The 19,699-nt window shown below is 53.9% G+C and carries 17 protein-coding genes, 1 tRNA gene, 1 pseudogene and 1 riboswitch; of the genes and pseudogenes, 8 read left to right on the top strand and 11 right to left on the bottom strand.

Annotated features, from left to right (window positions below; translation table 11 throughout):
* Positions 1 to 286: 286 nt before the first annotated feature.
* The 3 genes from MUN86_RS01805 (at position 287) to MUN86_RS01795 (ending at position 1,901) form a co-directional block, all read left to right on the top strand.
* Positions 287 to 919, top strand: a complete 633-nt coding sequence (locus MUN86_RS01805) for an MFS transporter (RefSeq protein WP_245121039.1) — start codon at positions 287 to 289, stop codon at positions 917 to 919.
* On the top strand, positions 913 to 1,566 hold the full coding sequence (gluP, locus tag MUN86_RS01800; RefSeq protein ID WP_311182052.1) for a glucose/galactose MFS transporter: 654 nt from the start codon (positions 913 to 915) through the stop codon (positions 1,564 to 1,566). The genes MUN86_RS01805 and gluP overlap by 7 nt, the downstream gene beginning before the upstream one ends.
* A gap of 262 nt (positions 1,567 to 1,828) precedes the next feature.
* A tRNA-Thr gene (locus MUN86_RS01795) sits at positions 1,829 to 1,901 on the top strand.
* A gap of 118 nt (positions 1,902 to 2,019) precedes the next feature.
* On the opposite strand, the gene MUN86_RS01790 is transcribed toward MUN86_RS01795, so the two are convergent.
* From MUN86_RS01790 to MUN86_RS01770, 5 genes are all read right to left on the bottom strand, one after another.
* The gene (locus tag MUN86_RS01790) at positions 2,020 to 3,048 is read right to left on the bottom strand and encodes an LLM class flavin-dependent oxidoreductase (protein WP_245121036.1); all 1,029 of its coding nucleotides are present in this window, start codon (positions 3,046 to 3,048) and stop codon (positions 2,020 to 2,022) included.
* On the bottom strand, positions 3,045 to 4,115 hold the full coding sequence (locus MUN86_RS01785) for an ATP-grasp domain-containing protein (protein WP_245121034.1): 1,071 nt from the start codon (positions 4,113 to 4,115) through the stop codon (positions 3,045 to 3,047). The genes MUN86_RS01790 and MUN86_RS01785 overlap by 4 nt, the downstream gene beginning before the upstream one ends.
* Positions 4,116 to 4,479: 364 nt before the next feature.
* Positions 4,480 to 4,571, bottom strand: a riboswitch (SAM riboswitch).
* Positions 4,572 to 4,769: 198 nt separating this feature from the next.
* The gene (locus MUN86_RS01780; protein WP_245121031.1) at positions 4,770 to 6,074 is read right to left on the bottom strand and encodes a Y-family DNA polymerase; all 1,305 of its coding nucleotides are present in this window, start codon (positions 6,072 to 6,074) and stop codon (positions 4,770 to 4,772) included.
* Positions 6,052 to 6,525, bottom strand: coding sequence for a LexA family protein (locus MUN86_RS01775; RefSeq protein ID WP_245121028.1), 474 nt, complete (start codon positions 6,523 to 6,525; stop codon positions 6,052 to 6,054). The genes MUN86_RS01780 and MUN86_RS01775 overlap by 23 nt, the downstream gene beginning before the upstream one ends.
* A 225-nt stretch (positions 6,526 to 6,750) precedes the next feature.
* Complete coding sequence (locus MUN86_RS01770; protein ID WP_245121025.1) at positions 6,751 to 7,275, bottom strand: hypothetical protein; 525 nt, start codon at positions 7,273 to 7,275, stop codon at positions 6,751 to 6,753.
* A 194-nt stretch (positions 7,276 to 7,469) separates the two neighbouring features.
* Here MUN86_RS01770 and MUN86_RS01765 point away from each other — a divergent pair, with 194 nt between their 5' ends.
* Both MUN86_RS01765 and MUN86_RS01760 read left to right on the top strand, forming a co-directional pair.
* The gene (locus MUN86_RS01765) at positions 7,470 to 8,273 is read left to right on the top strand and encodes an SDR family NAD(P)-dependent oxidoreductase (protein WP_245121022.1); all 804 of its coding nucleotides are present in this window, start codon (positions 7,470 to 7,472) and stop codon (positions 8,271 to 8,273) included.
* A gap of 79 nt (positions 8,274 to 8,352) precedes the next feature.
* Positions 8,353 to 9,084 carry an SDR family NAD(P)-dependent oxidoreductase gene (locus MUN86_RS01760; protein ID WP_245121020.1) on the top strand — a complete coding sequence of 244 codons (732 nt, stop codon included), beginning with the start codon at positions 8,353 to 8,355 and terminating at the stop codon, positions 9,082 to 9,084.
* A 72-nt stretch (positions 9,085 to 9,156) separates the two neighbouring features.
* Here MUN86_RS01760 and MUN86_RS01755 read toward each other — a convergent pair whose 3' ends face one another.
* Complete coding sequence (locus MUN86_RS01755) at positions 9,157 to 9,513, bottom strand: hypothetical protein (protein WP_245121018.1); 357 nt, start codon at positions 9,511 to 9,513, stop codon at positions 9,157 to 9,159.
* Positions 9,514 to 9,820: 307 nt separating this feature from the next.
* Here MUN86_RS01755 and MUN86_RS01750 point away from each other — a divergent pair, with 307 nt between their 5' ends.
* Together MUN86_RS01750 and MUN86_RS32210 are read left to right on the top strand one after the other, a co-directional pair.
* Positions 9,821 to 10,429 carry a C40 family peptidase gene (locus MUN86_RS01750; RefSeq protein WP_245121016.1) on the top strand — a complete coding sequence of 203 codons (609 nt, stop codon included), beginning with the start codon at positions 9,821 to 9,823 and terminating at the stop codon, positions 10,427 to 10,429.
* Positions 10,430 to 10,852: 423 nt separating this feature from the next.
* A pseudogene (locus MUN86_RS32210) lies at positions 10,853 to 10,966 on the top strand (YkvA family protein); the annotation flags it as partial.
* A 464-nt stretch (positions 10,967 to 11,430) separates the two neighbouring features.
* On the opposite strand, the gene MUN86_RS01740 reads toward MUN86_RS32210, so the two are convergent.
* The 5 genes from MUN86_RS01740 to MUN86_RS01720 form a co-directional block, all read right to left on the bottom strand.
* Positions 11,431 to 11,706: an acyl carrier protein gene (locus tag MUN86_RS01740; protein WP_245121014.1), complete on the bottom strand. Its 276-nt coding sequence runs from the start codon at positions 11,704 to 11,706 to the stop codon at positions 11,431 to 11,433.
* Positions 11,707 to 11,827: 121 nt separating this feature from the next.
* Complete coding sequence (locus MUN86_RS01735; protein WP_245121012.1) at positions 11,828 to 15,268, bottom strand: efflux RND transporter permease subunit; 3,441 nt, start codon at positions 15,266 to 15,268, stop codon at positions 11,828 to 11,830.
* 137 nt (positions 15,269 to 15,405) lie between these two features.
* The gene (locus tag MUN86_RS01730; protein ID WP_245121010.1) at positions 15,406 to 16,557 is read right to left on the bottom strand and encodes an efflux RND transporter periplasmic adaptor subunit; all 1,152 of its coding nucleotides are present in this window, start codon (positions 16,555 to 16,557) and stop codon (positions 15,406 to 15,408) included.
* 105 nt (positions 16,558 to 16,662) lie between these two features.
* Positions 16,663 to 18,210: a TolC family protein gene (locus tag MUN86_RS01725; protein ID WP_245121008.1), complete on the bottom strand. Its 1,548-nt coding sequence runs from the start codon at positions 18,208 to 18,210 to the stop codon at positions 16,663 to 16,665.
* 32 nt (positions 18,211 to 18,242) lie between these two features.
* Positions 18,243 to 18,857 carry a TetR/AcrR family transcriptional regulator gene (locus tag MUN86_RS01720; protein ID WP_245121006.1) on the bottom strand — a complete coding sequence of 205 codons (615 nt, stop codon included), beginning with the start codon at positions 18,855 to 18,857 and terminating at the stop codon, positions 18,243 to 18,245.
* Positions 18,858 to 19,160: 303 nt separating this feature from the next.
* Here MUN86_RS01720 and ispF point away from each other — a divergent pair, with 303 nt between their 5' ends.
* Positions 19,161 to 19,640 (top strand): 2-C-methyl-D-erythritol 2,4-cyclodiphosphate synthase, encoded by a 480-nt coding sequence (gene ispF, locus MUN86_RS01715; protein ID WP_245121004.1) that lies wholly within the window; start codon positions 19,161 to 19,163, stop codon positions 19,638 to 19,640.
* The last annotated feature ends 59 nt before the right edge of the window (positions 19,641 to 19,699 follow it).

Below are 19,699 nucleotides of genomic sequence, written 5' to 3'. Positions count from 1 at the left end.
TGGCGCTAAAACCTTTTAGCTCGACCGATATTAATACTTGCTCACTTATCATCTAATGGCCTATCAAGCAGTTGATAATATGAGGGAGCATTGCATAAACAACTAGGAGTATTACTGCGGCTGTCAACTAGACCGACCAACGATAAAACCTGAATGCCGCTTCATGCAGAATCCTTGACGCTAATCGTAACTTTCAAAACTTGAAGATTCGCAAAGCTACTACTCACCGAAGGCGGCTTTTCTTACTAGCAATACAAGCTTCTATTCCCACATTGTTTCCTAATTCATGGCAGCCCCTACCCCAACCCTTAGCAGTCGGCCAGCCGCTGGCACCTCCTCCGCTACCTCTCAGCGCTACACGTCTGCGCTGAGTGCTGTTACTACCCTGTTCTTTTTGTGGGGTTTTATCACGTGTCTTAATGACATCCTAATTCCCTACCTCAAGGCTATCTTCCAACTCTCGTTTGCTCAAGCCAACCTGATTAACCTGTGCTTTTTTGGGGCCTACTTCCTGATGAGTATTCCGGCTGGCAAGTTGGTTTCTCGGGTAGGATATAAGAAGGGCATGCTCATCGGATTTGCAGTAGCAGCCCTTGGCGCATTCCTGTTCTATCCAGCGGCAGCGCAACGAGTGTACGGGCTGTTTCTAGGGGCGCTGTTTGTACTAGCGTCTGGTATTACTATCCTGCAAGTAGCGGCCAATCCGTACGTGGCTATTCTGGGGCCGCCTGAGTCGGCTTCGGCCCGTCTTACGCTCACGCAGGCGTTCAACTCGCTAGGAACCACTATCGCGCCTTTACTCGGTAGTGCCCTCATCCTGAGCCGGCTCCCTGCTCTCGACAATGCCACTACCGCCGCTAGCATTGATATTAGTGCTGTCCAGATTCCGTATTTGGTTATTGGGGTGCTCTCCTGCTGATTAGCCTTATTCTGAGCCGAATCAACCTGCCGGTAATTGAACATGCCGCCAACGAGGCGGAAGCCACCGAGGAGCAACACAGCAGTGCTTGGCAGTATCGTCACCTTATGCTAGGCGTAGTAGGCATTTTCGCGTATGTAGGCGCCGAAGTAGCTATTGGTTCGCACATTGTGAGCTACGTGGCGCTGCCCGACGTACTTGGGCTTGACCCTAAAGCAGCCGGCGACATGGTAACCTATTATTGGGGTGCTGCTATGGTGGGCCGATTTGCCGGAGCGTACCTGCTCAACAAATTTTCGCCTACTAAACTGCTTGCTTTCAATGCTATTGGCGCAGTAATCTTGGTATTGATTTCTATCAATAGCACTGGGGCTGTAGCTATGTGGAGCTTGCTGGCAGTAGGCTTGATGAACTCGCTGATGTACCCTACTATCTTCACGTTGGCTGTTGCGGGTTTAGGTCGTCACACTGAAGAAGCCTCGGGCTTGTTGTGCACTGCCATTGTGGGTGGCGCGCTGGTTCCTATGCTATTTGGCTTTATCGCCGATAACAGCGGATTGCGCGTTGCTTTACTGCTTCCTATCGTGTGCTATGTGTACGTGATGTGGTACGGTTTGCGCGGTAGCCGTCGTACGGCCACCGTGTAAGGCAGACGCTCTTGCTTGCACCAGAACTTTCGTTTCCTATTCATATTGTAAAGCCAGTGTATTTTGGCTTACAACAGTGCTTGGCCCGCTTGCTGCTACCATAGCAGTTAGCGGGCCAAGTTGATTTATAAAATAGCAACTGGTGTTAGTAAAGCTGACCAACTGATATAGACTAGGCGTCGAAAAAATTGCGGTAAGACGTAGTCGTTTTTCAAATCCTGTCTATCTTTGCTTCCCCTAACGGAGATGCCCGCCGGGAAATGCCTCTTTAGCTCAGTTGGTAGAGCAGCTCATTCGTAATGAGCAGGTCGTTGGTTCGAGTCCAATAAGAGGCTCACAAAAGCAAAACCCCGAAAGCACTTGTATATAGAAGGTCTTTCGGGGTTTTGCTTTTACTTGATTTCAAAACGAGAGCAGGACAGACTAGCGTCTGCCCCGCCGCTTGTTCATGCACTACGAAGCCAGCACTTGGATAACGGCTTCCGAGAAACGCTCCATTTCTTCGAGCTGCGGGCTGCACTGCAACAAGAACAAGTCCACGCCTACTGCTTCGAAGGCCGCAATACGCTCGGCTACTTGGTCGGGCGTGCCGGTGAGGCCGGAGCGCAGGCCGCGGTTTGACACCGAGTAGTCCTGCAAGGAAACCTGGTTTTCGAGCTGCGTACCGGCCAGCCATTGCTGGTAGTTCTTGTAGCCTGCCGCTGACCCTTGTACGTTGGTGATGCGGTCTAGCTCCTTCTTCACTTCCTGCTCGGTATTACGCACAATAGAGTAAGCAGCTACCCCAAATTTCATGCGCGGCAGGCCCAACTTTTCGCGCCGCTCGCTCAGGTCCTGAATGCGGCGGCCAATAGCCGCGGGCTCGTCACCGTGCATTACGTACCCATCGCACTGCGCAGCAATCATGTTCTTAGCGGCTTCCGATTCGCCACCGGCGTAAATAAACGGCCGCGGGCGCGACACCGGCTTAGGCTGCAAAATCGAGTCGGTTACCTTGTAGAACTTGCCTTCGAAGGTGAAATGGTCTTGCTTCCAAAGGTTGTCTACAATGTGCAGCCACTCGGCAGTGCGGGCGTATCGGTCGTTGTGCTGCTCGAAGTGCACCCCGTACTTTTTGGCTTCATCCTGCCACCACGACGACACCACGTTCAACGACAACCGGCCGTTGCTGATGTGGTCGATGTTGGCCGCTTGCTTGGCCAGCAAGGCCGGCGAGTGAAACGTGGGCCGCACGGCCACCATCAACTCAATCTTTTTGGTGACGGCTGCCAACGCGGCGGCTGTGCTCCAAGCATCCAGCGAAGGTGCTTCTTCGCCTTTAATATCGTTGAGATTTAGCTCCGCGATGAGCGAGAGGTCGTAGCCAAGGTCCTCACTGCGCTGAGCCAACGTCTTGACGTAGTCCCAATCGGCGCGCATGTTCTCGTCTTCTACGTTGCGCAGCCACCCGCCGAAAACAGGCATCCAATATCCATACCTCATACGGCAGCGGCAGTTTCAGCGTGAACGGATGTAGCAATGGAACCGACTGGCAGCTGCGTTTCCAAGTAGTCAACGAAGCGAGCGTACGGGTCGAAGCCAACTACGTTTACGGCATCGGCCACGAAGTTGGACAGCGCGTTGATGTCGTAGAATAGCACGTCGCCGTTGCGGTCGTCGATGAGGTACTCGATACCACCCACGTCGATTTTTGCGGCGGCTACAATGCGCTCTACGGCCTCAATCACCTCGGCTGGAGGCGTAAAGGCTTCCACTTGGATACCTTTCTTGGGCGCTTCGGTCAGGCAGAACTCAGCTGATTGCTCTTCCGGAATCTGACAGATTTCGGCGGGGCAGAGGTTGAAGCTTTCGCCGGTGGTGTACACTTTCATAGCGTACAGAAACTTGCCGTTCAGCGTTTCAACGCGGTGAATATTGCCGCCACGGGGCGTCACGTATTCCTGTACCAGCGCCGTCTGGTCGATACCCAAGTCAATCTGCCCTGCTTCCACGGCAGCCTGCACACCTTCTATCGTATCGAAGCGGATGATGCCGGCTCCGCTGCCGCCAATGTTCACTTTCACTACAATCGGGAATTGCAACTGCTGAGCGGCATCGGCAATACGCGACGCGTGGTTCACCACAAACGACTTAGGATATTTCAGACCTAAAGAAGCAAACAGCGAGAGTTGCCGGGCCTTGTTGGTCTCGATGCTGGTAGCTACCGAACCGTTGATAATGCGCGTGCCAATCCGCTCTAGGTGCGTGGCGAAGCCCGCCGTATGGAAAATTCCCTGGCCGTGGCCGCGCAGGTAAGCCGAAGAACTCATGCGGTTCACCACCAATGCGTAGCGGCTTTCGGTTTCGGAGGGGTCGAAAAGGTGATGAGCAGCATCAATCTTTTCGTAGGGCAGCCCGCGGCGGTCAAGCTCGGCAAACAGCGGCTTGAACCATTCGGGTGCTCGTAATAGATGCCAATTGGCTTGGTTGAGGCAGGCATGAGAAAAGAGGTTGTGAGAGACTAGAAAATCAGGAGAAGGGCAATAGCGCGGGGCAGTAAAGCCGCGCAAACAACAGAATCAGAGACAAGAGGGTTGCACTAGCAAGGACAATATGCGCCCAACGTATACAGAGCAGCTACTTGACCTGCCAAAAGAATGGCAGAACACTTTCAGCTTGCAGCTACCTGAGAGCTACGCCGTACAGCAACAGTAGCACAGACACAAAACCTGTCACTGCACAAGGCAGTATCGGCACAAATCGGGATGAGGGTGCGCTAGCTAAGGCAAGAATGTTCCTTGGTTCTTAGCTTGGCCTATGGGCTACCAGCTTACGAGCAGTTCAACAACAGATGCCGCAACAACACCCATGCTGTACAGCGGAAAGGGTGGCGAAAGGAGCAGCGGTGTTGATGAAGCGTTTCACGGCAACTTGTTTTTATATGGTCAGGACTTGGCACCGTTCCAGATGTTCTGGGGGTTGCCGGCGTTTCGTCGAGCCTGTCTCTCCACGCCTCTGTATAAAAACAATCCTTTATTTGAAAGAATTGATGGTGCAAAGGTACAGCCGCACTTGCCGAAAATGCAAACCAAGCTGTGGCCCAATATGCACAGCGCGCTTGAGGTCTATAACAAAATAGGCAGCCAGGGGCATAGCTGCTTGTATTACTGCTTCTTATATGTGTGTTGGTAGTCTAAGGAGGCCAGTCGTAGTGTAGACTGCTTCTACCCTATTTCCCATAGCTCGTGCCAAGAGGTAGTACGCTCGGGGCTGCATAGCCGCTTTTGCCCTAACCACGGTGCGGGTGTTCCTTTTGGGCCTGCAACTGCAGCCGTGGCCACTCGTACGCAGTTGGGACCGAAGCGGCTGTTGAGTTGGTCGAGTTTGCGCATCAGGGCGGCCGATTGCGGACGCTGCACTTCGGGCAACTGCTCGAAAAGACTGAGTTGTGGCTGACCGTGCCCTTCTAAGCCATCGAGAATCACGCCGGCTTTTTTGTATACCAAGCCTGGTTGCCAGAGCCTGACTAGTAGAGCACGAGCTGCGCGCACTAAGTCAGGGGTACTATTAGTAGCGGCCGGCAGCGTGATTTGGGCAGAATGGGTGTAAGGGGGTGGCGTCGGGCCAAAACGGTTTTGACCGATGAATACCGTTATAATGTATGCCGTCGAGTCTTGGGCACGCAGCTTCTCAGCCGCTCGTGAGGTGAAAGCGGCTACTGCCCCGAGCAAATCGTCGAACTTAGATAAAGGGCGGCCGAAACTGCGGGTGCAGGCAATGCTTTTCCGCGCCAGCGTACCATCTTCGCTCGGGTGCAGTTGGTGGCAGGGTTTGCCTTGTAGTTCTCGCACTAAACGGGCCCCGACTACCCCGCCCATGTGCTTGCGAGCCCAAGCTTCCGAGCAGCCCGCCAAATCGGCGGCCGTGTTCAGACCCATAGCGCGCAGCTTTTGGCCATACTGGCGACCGACGCCCCACACTTCTTCCACCGGCACTTGGCGCAGGGCCCACCACTGCCGCTCCACCGAATCAAGAACCACTACGCCGTTGAATGCAACCGTTTTTTTGGCTAGGTAGTTGGCGAGCTTAGCCAAGGTTTTGGTGGGCGCAATGCCTACGCACGTAGGGATATGCGTGCGGCGCATAACCTGTTTGCGCACTTTCTGGGCGAAGCTCTCGGGTTGGATTAAATAGCGCTCCATACCGTGCAGCCCCAAAAAAGCTTCGTCAATCGAATATATCTCTACTTCGGGCACCACCGACGCCAAGTAGCTCATCACCCGGTAGCTCATGTCGCCGTATAGAGCGTAATTCGACGAGAACACCTGCACTTTATGTTGCTCAATCAGTGGACGAACCTGAAATAAAGGTACGCCCATTCGTATTCCCAACGCCTTGGCTTCGGCGGAGCGCGAAACTACGCAACCATCGTTGTTGGAGAGTACCACAACGGGCACATTGGCTAAACGGGGTTGGAAGACCCTCTCACAACTCACGTAGAAGTTGTTACAGTCGACGAGAGCGAACATGGTCGTGAAGCTTGCCGCTGATGAGTTCGGTGATGACGTGTGTAACGACGCCCCAAATTTGTGTCTGTTCCGACTCCGTGATTTTAAAGGGTTCGTACTGCGGATTGTCGGGCACGAGCCAATAGAATCCATCCCGCTTCTCTAGGCGCTTCACCGTAAAGTCGCCATCGACGGCAGCTACCACTACGTTGCCAGGTTGCGGCTTCAACGCGCAGTCAACGGCCATCAAAGCCCCATCATGGATATGGGAAGGCGGGCCGTCCATGCTGTTGCCTTTGACGCGGGCCAGATAGGTGCAGTCGGGATGCGGCAGCAGAATCTTGCTTAAGTCAACACGCTGTCTGTTTTGATTGTTGTCGGCGGGGCTTGGAAAACCGGCGGGCACGGGCGTGTCGCACTCAATGAGCCAAACTGGGTGACGAGCAATGTCAAGAATGTCAACGATGCACATATTACAAGGATTGATGCTTGCAAATAACGAACTTTTACTAATTATGTTGGTAACATGTCAATAAAATTAGTTTATACAATATAATCAGGGCTCTGCGGCGGGATTTTTGCGCATTGCAACAAATTTTGTGCATGCACAAAAAAGCCCCACCAATCATATCATAGATTGGTGGGGCTCATATGCTACCGACTGGTTTAAAGCAGCGGTAGGGCAAGGCTTATTGGCTTAGAAGCCGTTTTCGGTGCCGCTGCTGTACGTACCATGTTCAGCACCATGACCGGTATCGTGTAGGCCGTTGGTAGCACCACGATATACCGAGTCGCTGCTAGCATCCCACTTGGTTGCCTTGGTGTTCTTAGGGTTGTAGGGCGCGTAGATGCTAGAAGAAGACTTGCTTTTCTTGCTGCGCAGAGCCAACCAGCCGATGCCACCTGCGAGCAAAGCACCTGCCGCCACTTTCTGCGTGGTCGAGAGGTTATTTACTTGCGCTACGGCTTTGTTGCTCAAATCGATCAACGACTGGGGCAGCTGATTTACGGTTTTCAGCAAGTCGTCTTGGTTCAACCACGACTTGCGTTGCGTGCTTTCAGGCTGGCTGCTTTCCGCCGTCGAAGCCGATGCCTCAGGCTGGCTGGTGGTGGTTGCGAAAGAATCGTCGTTGGCCGCCCCTAGCGCAGCAGCGGTATCGGTGAGGTTATCGTTGGCAGAAAGGGAAGTAGCGTCGAGATTTGCTTGATTTTGCTTAGCCATGATTCGGGGGGTAAAAGGTAAAACGAAATGAAGGTCCCGCTAGTCAGCGGTTTTCGTGCGTGATTATTCGTTGAAATACGGGTTCGGGTTGCGGTTTTGTTGATATGATTTTCCGGTTGGGTGTTTCCCACAACCTTGCTATGGCTGAGGCAGTAAGCTTAACAACAGAATAAGCACCTAACCTCCTCTCAACCATGTCACACGACCCTAATCTTTCTGTTGCGCTTATCACCGGTGCCGCTAATGGTATCGGCCAAGAACTCGCGCACCTGTTTGCCAAAGACCAGTATCAACTGGTGCTCATCGACCAAGACACGGCCGGCCTCAACAAGTTCGCTGAGCATCTGCGCACCGTGCACAACATCGAACCCACTCTCATCACCCAAGACCTGAGCCACGACGGAGCGGCTCAGCGCATTTATGATCAAGTAACGGCCCAAGGGCTAGCCGTTGACATCTTAGTGAACGATGCTGGTTTCGGAGAGTATGGCCCCTACTTGGAGTCGGATGTAGCCCGTAACCGGGCCGTCATTCACACGAATATTGTTGCCTTGACGGAGTTAACGTACCTATTTGGTAACGACATGGTGAAGCGTGGCAAAGGCCGTATTTTACAACTGGCTTCTACCGCTGCCTTCACCCCGTCGCCAAATATGGCGGTGTATTCGGCCACCAAGTCTTTTGTCCTAAGCTTCTCAGAAGCTTTGTCGAACGAGCTAAAAGACTCGGGGGTGACCGTAACCGCCCTGTGCCCCGGCGCCACCGACACCGACTTCTTCGAGCGGGCGGGTGCCGAAGATACCCGCGCTGCCCACGGAGCTATGGGCCTAGCCGACCCCAAAGACGTAGCCAAAGACGGCTACGAAGCCCTGATGAAAGGCGAAACCAGAGTAATTTCTGGCGTTACCAATAAGATTCAGGCTATGCTCACGAACATCACGCCCGACGGTATAATTGCCGCTGGGATGCGCAAGGTATTTGAGTCGCCTAGCGAATAAAAATTTAAACTTATAGTCGAGGTTGCCGCTTTTCCATTTGCTGCGGAGAAGCGGCAATTTTTTAGCTACCAGACCGACTATGCAGCGCTTCAAAAACAAAATATGCCTCGTGACGGGCGCCACATCAGGTATTGGGCGGGCCGTGGCCGTGCAAATGGGTCGAGAAGGCGGCTGCGTTGCTATACTAGGCCGTGATGCGGCCGATGGAAAAGAAGTGGTACGCGAAATAAAAGCAGCTGGCAGTGAAGCTATCTTCATTAACGTTGACCTCGGCCGGGATGCATCACTGCAAGGCGCTGTGCGGAAGGTGCTAGCCACTTGGGGCCGCATTGATGTGCTGGTTAGCAACGCGGCCCTCATGACCTATAAGCCGCTACTCAAACTCGATCCGAAGGATTGGGACCAAGTAATGAATGTAAATCTGCGGGCTCTGTTTCGCCTCTCGCAGCTGTGTTTGCCGCACATGAAGCGCGGCGCTATTGTGGCCGTTAGCTCGGTGCACGCTCATCAAACTACGCCCAACGTAGTACCCTACGCCGCCAGCAAAGGCGCCATAGAAGCTTTTGTACGCGGGCTGAGCTTGGAAATACCGCACACCCACGCTCGTATCAATGCCGTAGCGCCCGGTGCTGTTGATACGCCTATGCTTTGGAGCAACCCCAACGTGAAAAGTGGCAAAGAGAAAATTACCGGCCAAGTAGGCACCCCCAACGAGCTAGCTGCCGCCATCTGCTTCATGGCCTCTCCAGAGGCAAATTTCATCAACGGCACCACCTTGGTAGTGGACGGCGGCCGACTAGCGGCGCTTTAGATTTAAAAGGCGAGGTATAAAGTCGGTGTTCAGGCTGTGCAGGTGACGTTATAGAATGTCACTCTCACCAAATCACCTTGCGCCTTGGTGCATTTTCGCAGGATCGGGAAGGGGCAAGCCGCGGGTATAAAGCGCGGCATTCAGGATGGCGGCTTCGCGGGCGGCTACTTCAAAAGGGATGTTGTAGTAGCCGTGGCGAAGCCAGTCGAGTAGGTAGCGGCGCAGGAAGCCGAATTTGCCGTGCTCCTGGAACTGCCGAATGTGTTCCATCTCGTGGGCCACCCAGTACGGATCGTTAAGAAACTCCTCGCGCGTCGCCCCGCTTAAGTGGATCTTACTGCCGAGTACCATGGCTACACTCCGAGTACCAAGCTTGACTCGTGCAAGCCGAGCAATGGGGGAATTTTCGACGATTACCGGTGGCTTCATAAGGCAACTGAAAACAAGGCCGATTATACGTTGAAAACCAGAGAGTTGGTTACGCCTTGTTGCAAGTCATTTCCAATAATAAGTTGTTTTATAACAAGAATATTATGCCATTTTAGGTCCCAAACTTGGATAGTCGTGTCTTTTTGGTTTAGCTTTAACCATAAGCCGAAACACTGACCTACCGTTTTTTGGCTGTTTCACTGGTTTTGTTACCACCTTTTTTCACCCTGCTTCTATCGAATAAGAAGTACTTCCCCGGTCCCTTCGGCTTATCCCGAACACCTATTTTGCCACCCCACGACGGACAATGAAGCACATCCCCCTGTATTGCCTCGCCGCGGCCTCTATGGCCCTCTCCTTCTTCTTCGAAAACACACCTACCACCTCTAGTTCTTCCGCTTCGGACCTTATAGTTGCCGAAGCCTCTTTGCTTCCTTCTTTCCTCGATGACGAGGAAGATAAAAAGCCTGGCGACGCAGCCAGCGACTCTGCTGCCTACGACTACTACGGTCAGGCACTCGGTGTTCACCTCACGCACACCGAAAACAAGGACCTGCTTCGCACCGTTCTCGACTGGATTGGCACTCCCTACCGCTACGGTAGCAACTCCAAGCAAGGCACTGACTGCTCGGGCTTCGTAACCCGCGTTTACAAAGAAGTGTACGGCATCACGCTCCAGCGTAGCTCGCACTCTATGTTCAGCAGCGTGAAGCGCGTCGACAAGGACGCCATGGAAACCGGCGACTTGGTCTTCTTCCGCCGCGGTCCGGGCCAGCCTATCTACCACGTAGGCATCTATTTGAAAGACGGCAAGTTTGCGCATTCTGCCTGCAACGGCGGCGTAATGGTAAGTTCCCTCGAGCAGCAGTACTACCACCGCAACTTCTACGCCGCCGGTCGCGTTGAAACCAACTAATCGGCCACCGAACGCTCCCTCTCCGCAAGCCCTGTTCGTATACGAGCGGGGCTTTTTTGTTTGTTCTTGGCGGCAAAAATCCCGAATAACTATTTTGCCTTGAAACAGTATAGGCAGGCAACAATAGTTGGGGTTGAAATTACTTTTACCGCCTCACCTTTCCACTCTTAGTTTTCATGCACCATGGCTAAGCAAAATCCCCAGGGCGACCAGATAGCCTCGTCGCCTCTCTTCAAAAAGTTTTTAGGCACCGCAGAAGAATACCTCAAACGCCCTACGCGCGTCAAGCAACTGCTCAACGATGCGTACAAGAAAGCCAGCGAGAAGAAGGACCTTGGCTCTATTGCCCAAGAAGCTTGGGAAACGATGCAAACCCTTTTCCGCCTGATTCGTGCTTCGATTGCGGGCGAGTACACCGGCTTGCCCACTACTACTGTAGTAGCGGCCATAGCGGTTACCATCTACTTCATGAGTCCCATCGACCTGATTCCGGATTTTATTCCGGTGCTTGGTCTGCTCGATGACGTAGCCTTGGTCGCTTGGTTTGGCACTACCATCAAAGAGGAGCTGGACAAGTTTGTGGAATGGGAGAAGACTCGCCCCAGTGTAGTCGAGGTAACGGGTACTAGCGCTTCTCAGAGCAACTATACTGCGGCCAACGACGTGACACCCACTTCGCAGCCGAAAACCTCCAATACTGATTCGGGTCTAGGCTCCCCGAAAGCAGCAAGCCAGCATCCAGCGAACCGATTAGCACTGGTTCTGCTAGCACCGCTGCTACACCCCACGCCGACACGCCGGCCAATACCACCGATAGCAGCCGCTACGGCAGCGACACTGGCTTCTCGGGCGGCGACCCAGGTGGCAACGATCGATAAGAATTGAGTTAGCAGTTCTGCATGTAATCATGCGGGGCTACTATTTTTAAACCTGCGAATAAGAAAAAAGGCCCATATCACAGGATATGGGCCTTTTTGCATTACCAAAGAACTGCTATTCAGCTAAGCAGCGCGGGCGTGCGACACCACATAGCTCACCAAGTCGCCAACAGTAGCCAGGGGCACTTCGTCGGGAATGGTAATGTGAAAGCTGCGTTCCAACTCTATGATAATATCTACGACATCGACCGTGTCGAAACCCAGCTCGCGGCTGAGGTTGCTACCGATACGCAGGCGCTGCGGCTTGATGGACTTGCGCTTGCTGATGATACGCAGTACTTGCTGCTGAATGGATTTTGAGGCGGGAGTCGTTGATGAAATCATGAGGTTAAACGACAAAGAACAAGGGTATTGTAGGAAAAAGAGGGGCAGATATCCTGGAGGGAAGTGCCTCTTCGACCGCTCGGATGAAAGAGAATACTGCCCCCCAGAATAGTTGCAAGCCGCTCCGAAAAAGAATCTAAACTTCTGCCATAGCCGGCGAGGTAGTTGGCCGCACTTTGTCGGCACCGGCAGGTGACATTGGGTGGTTATCAGATGAATGGCCGCTAACCTTCTCTTTGATGCGCTCCGTAATCAGGTACATAACAGGTACTACTAGCAGGGTAATACCGGTCGCAAACACCAGACCAAAAATGATGGTCCAGGCCAAGGGGCCCCAGAAAACCACTGATTCACCCCCGATAAAGAAGTTGGGGTGGCCGCTATTGAACAGCTCGTAGAAGTCGATGTTGAGGCCAATGGCCAGCGGAATCAGACCGAGAGTAGCAGCGGTAGCCGTCAGAATTACGGGGTTGAGACGCGTCCGGCCTGCCAGCACGATGGCCTCCCGTAGCGGCATGCCCTGTGAACGGAGCATATCGGTGAATTCCACCAGAAGAATACCGTTCTTCACCACGATACCTGCCAGGGCAATGATACCCACACCGGTCATTACAATGCTGACGTTCATGCCCGTGATGGCCAAACCGAGCAGCACCCCGATTACCGAGAAGATAATTTCGGTTAGGATGATGAGCGGCTTGCTCACCGAGTTGAATTGCGTAACCAACACTAGGAAAATCAGACCGATGGCACCAATGGCGGCAACCCCGAGGAAGCTGCTGGTTTCCTGCTGGTCTTCCTGGGCACCACCCATGCGGATGGTGTAGCCGGGTGGCGTTGGGTACGACTGCAGCGCCTGGTCAATTTGCGCTACCACGTCGGGACCGGTGAAGCCGGTAAGCACGTTCGACGAGATGGTGATAACCCGCTTCACATCTTTGCGCTTGATACCGCCATAGGTGGTACTGTATTTTACATCGGCCACTGCCGAAATCGGCACCTGGCGAATCTGGCCGGTAGCGTCGCGGAACGAGAGTGGAGCGTTCAGAATAGCATCGACGTCGTCGCGGTAAGGCTGGGCGTAGCGCACCTGAATTGGATAGTCGTCATCGGAGGTTTTGAATTTGCTGGCCTCGAAGCCGTAGATGGCCGTACGAACTTCCTGCCCAATCTGCGCCGTGCTGATGCCTTCGCGGTTAGCCCGAACGCGGTTGATATTGACCGCAATTTCCGGGTTCCGGTCTTCCAGGTTGGAGCGCAAATCTTCGATGCCGCCAATGCGGAGCGAATCAACGTAGCGCTCTACCTTCTTCGAAAGAGCCGCTAGCTGCTGATAATCGTCGCCGGCTACCTCGATGGCAATTTCTTTACCGGTAGGCGGACCGCTCGATTCTTGGTCAACCGAAATTTCGGCGCCAGGAATGCCTTTCACCACTTCCCGAATCTTGTTCATGTAGGTGCTGGTCGGAACGCCGGTGCGCTCACTGGTTTCCTTGAAGGCCACAGCTACTTTCGCTAGGTTGGACTGCGACACGCCCGTAGCCGTAGCTTCACCCGGGTCGCCGGCGCCAATGGCCACGTTGGTAATCACCGATTCCACGTCGTGGTTGTTGCGGCCAATAACGGTATAGATGCGCTTTTCCAGCTCCCGTGCCACCGAATCCGTTACTTCTACCCGCGTACCAACCGGCATTTTCAGGTAGGAATAGATGAACTTAGGGTCGCCTTTGGGGAAGAAGTCCACCTTAGGCTTACGGGCTGCCACCGCGAATATTGACACGACGAACAAGACCACCATGCTCGTCAGAATGAGCTTCGGCCAGTTGATAGCCCAGTCCACGAGACGACCATACCCGTGCTGCATGCGGGGCAGTACTTTGGTCTGGAACGCGGCAATCATGTGCACGAACACAAACTCATTGAGTAAGCACAGCACCAGAAGAGTGACGAACAGGTTGCCCAGGAAGGTAGAGCCGCTCACATAACCGATAAGAGCAATCAGGGCAATTACGCCCAATGCAATTAGGAAGCCGCGGGATAATCTTGGCTTGCCTTCAGTCTTGTGTTCGCCAGCGTGGTCTTCGCGCTTCATGAAGCTCACGGCAAACACCGGATTCATGATGAAGGCCACAATCAGCGACGACATCAACGTGATGATCAGCGTAACCGGCAGATAGAACATAAAGCTACCCACGATACCCGGCCAGAACATGAGCGGCACGAAGGGAGCCACCGTGGTCAGCGTACCCGCCAACACCGGTATGAATACCTCGCCAGCAGCGTACTTAGCGGCCTGCGCCGTAGTCAGGTTGGGGTGCTCGTGCAGCAGACGGTGCGTGTTTTCGATTACCACAATGGCATCATCCACCACAATACCGAGGGCCAACAAGAAGGCGAACAGCACAATCATGTTCAGCGAGAAGTCCATGATGGGCAGCATCAAGAAAGCCAGGAACATGGAAATCGGCACTGACAAGCCCACGAACAGGGCGTTGGTGGTACCCATGAAGAACATCAGAATCACAGTCACGAGGATGAAACCAATGATGATGGTGTTGATCAGGTCGTTGAGGGTTACGCGGGTATCGTTGGAGGTGTCACCGGTGATGGTAATATCCAGCTCGCCCGGCAGCGACGTCTTCGAGTCCTTTATGATTTCCTTGATTTTGTCGGAGGCCTCGATCAAGTTTTCACCTTGGCGCTTCACTACGTTCAAGCTGATCGACGTCTTGCCGTCGAGGCGGGCGTAGCTTTCACGGTCTTTGAAGGCATCTTCTACAGTCGCAATATCACCGAGACGCACCGACGAGCCATTCAGGTTTTTCACTTGAATGTTGGCAATATCGGCAGCGCGGGCATATTGGCCGGCTACCCGCACGGCCCGAGTCTGGTCGCCTACGTCGATAGAACCACCCGAGATGGTGATGTTCTCGCTGGCAATAGCCCGCTCGATGTCGCCAAAACTCAAGCGCGAAGCTTGGAGCTTGTACAGGTCCACGTCCACGTTCACCTGCTGATCGAGGGCACCCACAATATCGACGCGGGTGATTTCGGGCAGAGCTTCAATCTTATCCTGGAAATCATCGGCATACTTCTTCAACTGGCTGCTCGGCAGGTTACCGGCCAAGTTGATTTGCATGATGGGCAGTTCCGACAAGTTCACTTCGTTCACGGTAGGCGGCGAAGGCAAGTCGTTGGGTAACTCATCGGCCGCCTTATCGACGGCGTCTTTGATGAGCTGCTTGGCGTACTGCACGTCCACGTTGGAGTTGAACTCGATGTCAACGATGCAGTAGTCTTGGTTGGAGGTGGAGTTGATTTTCTTCACCCCGTTTACCGACTTAATTTCCTTTTCCAGCTGGCGCGTCACCAAGTTCTCGATGTCGGCCGGCGAAGTACCCGGATACACGGTAGCCACGATGATGCGCGGAATTACGATATCGGGGAAGTTTTCCTTACCCAGCTTGATGTAGGCAAAAATGCCCGCAATGCACAAGATGAGCGTGATAATGTAGATGCTGGTCTTGTTATCAATAGACCAACTGGTAGGGCCAAATTCTTTTTCTACGTCTTGCATATTTAATTTAGCTACAAGCAGTAAGCGCTAAGCTTCCGGCTTGAATGGACGAATGGCTTTCTTGTTTAGGGCTATAAGTCACGAAGTCACGAGCAACAGATGGCAAGGCAGAGCTTGTAGCTGAAAACTGCCAGTTACTAGATGCTAACGGCCTGACCTTCATTGAGATTTTGATAGCCTGCCGAAATAACTTGGTCGTTGGTTTGCAGGCCGCTGGTAACTTCCACTCTGCCGTTGTAGGTATTGCCGGTTTGAATGACGCGCTTGGCCGCTACCTTCTTCCCGTTCTTTTCTTGCACTACCAGCACGAAGCTGTTCTGCTCGTCGCGCTGCACCAAGTCAACGGGCAGTACGGTAGCATTGGGGCGGTTGTAGTTCTGCACACGCACGGTGGCTACCATGTTGGGGCTCAGGCGGGCGGCTCCGTTGCCAGCTAAGCGCAACTCCACCGTGAAGGTACGGCTGGTGGGGTTGATGGTCTGGCTTACAACCCGTACCGTGGCAGGCAACTCTTCGTTACCCAAATCAGGAACGGTTACGAGAGCTTTGTCGCCGGCCTTGATGCGGGAAGCATACGCCTCCGATACGTCAGCCACGATTTTGGCTCCTTGGCCGCTCACGAGGCGTACCACGGGTGCACCTGGTGCCACTGCTTCACCTAGTTTAGGTAGCACGTCGTCTACGGTACCGCTAAAGGGCGCTACTACGCTGTACAGTTCGCGCTGGCGGTTGAGGGTAGTCAGGTTGCGCTGCAACGCTTCATAGTTGTTTTTGGCTTGCAGATACTGAATCTCGGTACCGATTTGCTGTTTCCAGAGGCGGTCTTGCTTTTCGTAAATCACGCGGGCCAAATCCATCCGGGTGCGCAGTTCGGCAATGCTTGCGTCGAGCACCGACGCATCAATAGAGGCCAATACTTGGCCTTTGCCTACCCGGTCGCCGCGCTGCACCCGCACACTGGTGAGGGTACCAGCCGAACGAGCGGCCACGGTAGCATTCTGGTCGAAATCGGCGCGGCCTTGCACTTCGAGGTAGCTCTTGAAGCTTTCGGGCGCCACTTTCAACACCGACACGGGTACGGCCTGTGCCCCACCGCCGGCAGCTTCGCCGCCTTCAGCACCTTCGGCGCCGGCTTTGGCACCGCCCTTGGTTTCGAGGGCAGCAATTTTAGCTTGGGTGGCCGCCTGTTCCTTTTTCAGTTCAGCGAGTTCAGCAGCCGGATCCTTTTGCCCGCCACAAGCAGCTAGCAGAGCCAAGGCAAGAACAGCAGAAGAAGAGAGATATTTCATGGAAGTAAGTAGATGCTAGGAATGAGATACAGGGGCTGGGCGTAGAAGAAAGGCGCTAAAAGCGTTGCCGTTTCCAGCACTTTTCTCCTACTTCCTAGTGCCTTGTTATTTGGTGTACAGCGTGCCGGCAGCCTTGTTGAAGTCCACCTTAGCTACTAGCGCGTCATAGAGCGACGAGTAGTAGTTGGTTTGGGCTTGGCGCAGGTCGGTCTCGGCCGTAATCACCTCCAGGTTCGAGCCAACGCCCTCCTGGAATTTGATTTTGGCTACCCGGGCCACATCCGTCGCTAGATCCAGGTTGGCTTTCTGGTTAGCGAGTACATCCAGGGTATTTTGCAAGGTGGTTTCGCCTTGGCGACGCTCCAGGTCGATGCTTTGCTGCAGCGTAGTGAAGCCCTTATTGACTTGCTCCAGCGCTAACTGACCCTGCTGAATAGAATACTTCTTCCGGAAGCCGTCGAAAATGGGAATGTTGAGAGCCAAGCCCACGTTGCCGAACCCAAACCAGTTCTGGTTGAGCAGAGGCCGTCCACTCGGCGACAGAGTTGTAGAATTGGGTCCACGGAATTCAAGCAGGCCGCCCAACCGATTGTCGGAGCCTAAGAAACCGTAGGCAGCCGTCAGGTTGAGGGTAGGCAGGTAGCCAGCACGGCGGTTGCGGATATCGAGTACGGCCAAATCGCGCTGCGTTTCGAGCACTGAATACTCGATCCGCTTGCTGTAGTCGAACTCACTGCCGGCACTCTTTAGCTTGTCGCGCTCGGCATCCAGCACGGCGGCATCCAGCGCGTCGGTGAGGGTCACACCCTGACGCTGGTCGAGTCCCATCTGGAACTTAAGGAGGGCCACGCTCAAGTCAATCAGACGCTGGGCGTTTTGCGCTTCTATCCGCAAGTTATTTACCTGCACCTGCAACCGGTCGACATCCAGCTTTTCGGCAAAGCCTTGCTTGAAGGTTTGCTGCGTCTGGTACAAGAGCGTATCGAGGCGCTGCACGTTGCGATTCAGCAAATTCAGCCGCTCGCGGGCCACTAGGCTGCTGTAGTAAGCTTTCGATACCTGCTCTACCACATCAATCTCGCTCTGAGCGGTTTGTTTTACCGACAATTGCTCATACACCTTAGCTGCCTTCAAGCCCAACAGATACGAGCCGTTGAAGAGTTGCTGCGAAAGCGAAGCCGAGGTATTGCCCGCGTACTGCAAGCCAAAAGCTAGAGGCTGCGGCCCCGCCGACTCCACTTCCGTATAATTGGGAGCAAGTACCACCGTTTGGCCTCTGTTGACATCAGCTAACTGCTGGGGCGTGAGCGTGGCACCATTGAGCGTACCCGGTCCGCCAGCAAAAGCGCCAAAATCTACCAGGGACTTCTGGAGCTTGAAGTTGTCGGTTAGCGCGGCGTTGGCATTGATCTGGGGCAAGCCAGTGGCTTTGATTTCGCCGATGCGAGCTTTGGCTACCTGCTCGTTGAGGCGCTGGCTTTGCAACGTCGACTTATTTTGCAGCGCGTACTCAATGGCTTGCTGCAAAGTCAGGTTCATGGGCGCGCTACTAGCCACAGGTTGGCCAGTAGAGGGCGTCTGGGCTAGCGCGGGGTGCAGGCTAAGCAAGCCGGCCCCTGCTGCCAGGAGCAGAGTGCGGAAGCGTGTTCTCATTTGATATAGAGAGAAATGGAAGGTGCGCGGCATTATTCTTCTTCCGTCACCTGACGGTATTGATTGATAAGTTTGTGCCCTTTGAGGGTGGCTACGCCCAGCATAAAGTGCTCGAGCGTGATGAGCGAAACCCGTTGCAGATCGAAGGTGCGGGGCGGAAAAATGGTCGGGTTGAAGGCCATTTCGATTTCTGCGAGGCGCAAGCGAGCCAGCACGTCTATATCGAGGTCGGCGCGGTAGAGGCCTTCTTCCACTCCCCGCCGGAGGTTATCGGTTATTTGTTCAAGGATGTAGTTGTTCTTATGCTCCATCCAGAGCTGCCAAGATGCGGGGTAGTATTTCTGTAGATCATGAAAGATGCTGGGATGCATGTCCGTGAATTGGCTTTTCAGCCAGTCCATCATGGCGAACAGCTCGTCGATAGCCGATCCAGAACTTCCAATTAGCGTTTCACATTCGCCCTGGGTCTGGCCGAGATGATGGCGCATGACGCCTTCTACAATCTGGTCTTTGTTTTCAAACCATTTGTAGAGCGTCTTCTTCGACATGCTGAGGTGAGTAGCAATGTCGTCCATCGATACACTCTTTATTCCCCGGTGGGTGAACAGTTCACGTGCTGCTAATAAGATGCGGTCTTTTATTTCCATGGTTGCTTCTGGCTCCAAAGGTACGAAGGAAACTTTTGATGTTTCCTAAGTTTCCATTAATTTTTTACTATCAATTCTTGGAGTCAGATAGTTCCCTTCCCTGCCACTGACGTTTGACGTTGCTTTTTACTTTGCTGACCGCCATCTTTTTTTTGTAGCCCACTATGATTCGCTTCCCGAGAGCTTGCTATACCTCTCGGAAAGAGGGGCCATACGCCACCGTAGAGTCGAGCAGCAAAGACGTAGGCGGTGCTTCGGGGCGGGTGCGTACCTTCGCAGCTTCACCTGCTACTTTCGCCCCTAATGAAAATCCGTACCGGCTTCGGCTACGACGTTCACCAGCTTCGGGAGGGCCTCCCCTTCTGGCTCGGTGGCATCCAGATTCCGCACACCCACGGCGCCCTCGGCCACTCCGATGCCGACGTGCTCATCCACGTTATCTGCGACGCACTGCTAGGCGCCGCCAACCTGCGCGACATCGGCTTTCACTTTCCTGACACCGATCCGCAGTACAAAGGCATCGACAGCAAGCGGCTGCTGGCCGAGGTAGTGCGCCTGCTCGATGAGCGCGGCTACACCATCTCCAACATCGACTCCACTATTTGCCTGGAAGCACCCAAGGTGAACCCGCACATCCCGGAGATGCAGCGCGTGCTGGCCGAAGTGATGCACATCGAGCAAAACGACGTGAGTATCAAAGCCACCACCACCGAAAAACTAGGTTTCGTGGGCCGCCGCGAAGGAGTGGCCGCCTACGCTTCTGTCCTCATCATGCAACCTTAATGGTGAACTTGTGAGATTGTGAACCAACGATTCTCTCTGCCGGGTTACTTGCCCGAACC

The sequence above is a fragment of the Hymenobacter volaticus genome (assembly GCF_022921055.1).
GTDB lineage: Bacteria > Bacteroidota > Bacteroidia > Cytophagales > Hymenobacteraceae > Hymenobacter > Hymenobacter volaticus.
This window is presented reverse-complemented; position numbering and strand designations above follow the sequence as displayed.

Excerpts from the sequence above, each read along its gene's own strand:
- MUN86_RS01805 (WP_245121039.1), top strand. The coding sequence starts at position 287 with ATGGCAGCCCCTACCCCAACCCTTAGCAGTCGGCCAGCCGCTGGCACC.
- MUN86_RS01790 (WP_245121036.1), bottom strand. The coding sequence starts at position 3,048 with ATGAGGTATGGATATTGGATGCCTGTTTTCGGCGGGTGGCTGCGCAAC.
- MUN86_RS01780 (WP_245121031.1), bottom strand. The coding sequence starts at position 6,074 with ATGTTCGCTCTCGTCGACTGTAACAACTTCTACGTGAGTTGTGAGAGG.
- MUN86_RS01775 (WP_245121028.1), bottom strand. The coding sequence starts at position 6,525 with ATGTGCATCGTTGACATTCTTGACATTGCTCGTCACCCAGTTTGGCTC.
- MUN86_RS01770 (WP_245121025.1), bottom strand. The coding sequence starts at position 7,275 with ATGGCTAAGCAAAATCAAGCAAATCTCGACGCTACTTCCCTTTCTGCC.
- MUN86_RS01765 (WP_245121022.1), top strand. The coding sequence starts at position 7,470 with ATGTCACACGACCCTAATCTTTCTGTTGCGCTTATCACCGGTGCCGCT.
- MUN86_RS01760 (WP_245121020.1), top strand. The coding sequence starts at position 8,353 with ATGCAGCGCTTCAAAAACAAAATATGCCTCGTGACGGGCGCCACATCA.
- MUN86_RS01755 (WP_245121018.1), bottom strand. The coding sequence starts at position 9,513 with ATGAAGCCACCGGTAATCGTCGAAAATTCCCCCATTGCTCGGCTTGCA.
- MUN86_RS01750 (WP_245121016.1), top strand. The coding sequence starts at position 9,821 with ATGAAGCACATCCCCCTGTATTGCCTCGCCGCGGCCTCTATGGCCCTC.
- MUN86_RS01735 (WP_245121012.1), bottom strand. The coding sequence starts at position 15,268 with ATGCAAGACGTAGAAAAAGAATTTGGCCCTACCAGTTGGTCTATTGAT.
- MUN86_RS01730 (WP_245121010.1), bottom strand. The coding sequence starts at position 16,557 with ATGAAATATCTCTCTTCTTCTGCTGTTCTTGCCTTGGCTCTGCTAGCT.
- MUN86_RS01725 (WP_245121008.1), bottom strand. The coding sequence starts at position 18,210 with ATGAGAACACGCTTCCGCACTCTGCTCCTGGCAGCAGGGGCCGGCTTG.
- MUN86_RS01720 (WP_245121006.1), bottom strand. The coding sequence starts at position 18,857 with ATGGAAATAAAAGACCGCATCTTATTAGCAGCACGTGAACTGTTCACC.
- ispF (WP_245121004.1), top strand. The coding sequence starts at position 19,161 with ATGAAAATCCGTACCGGCTTCGGCTACGACGTTCACCAGCTTCGGGAG.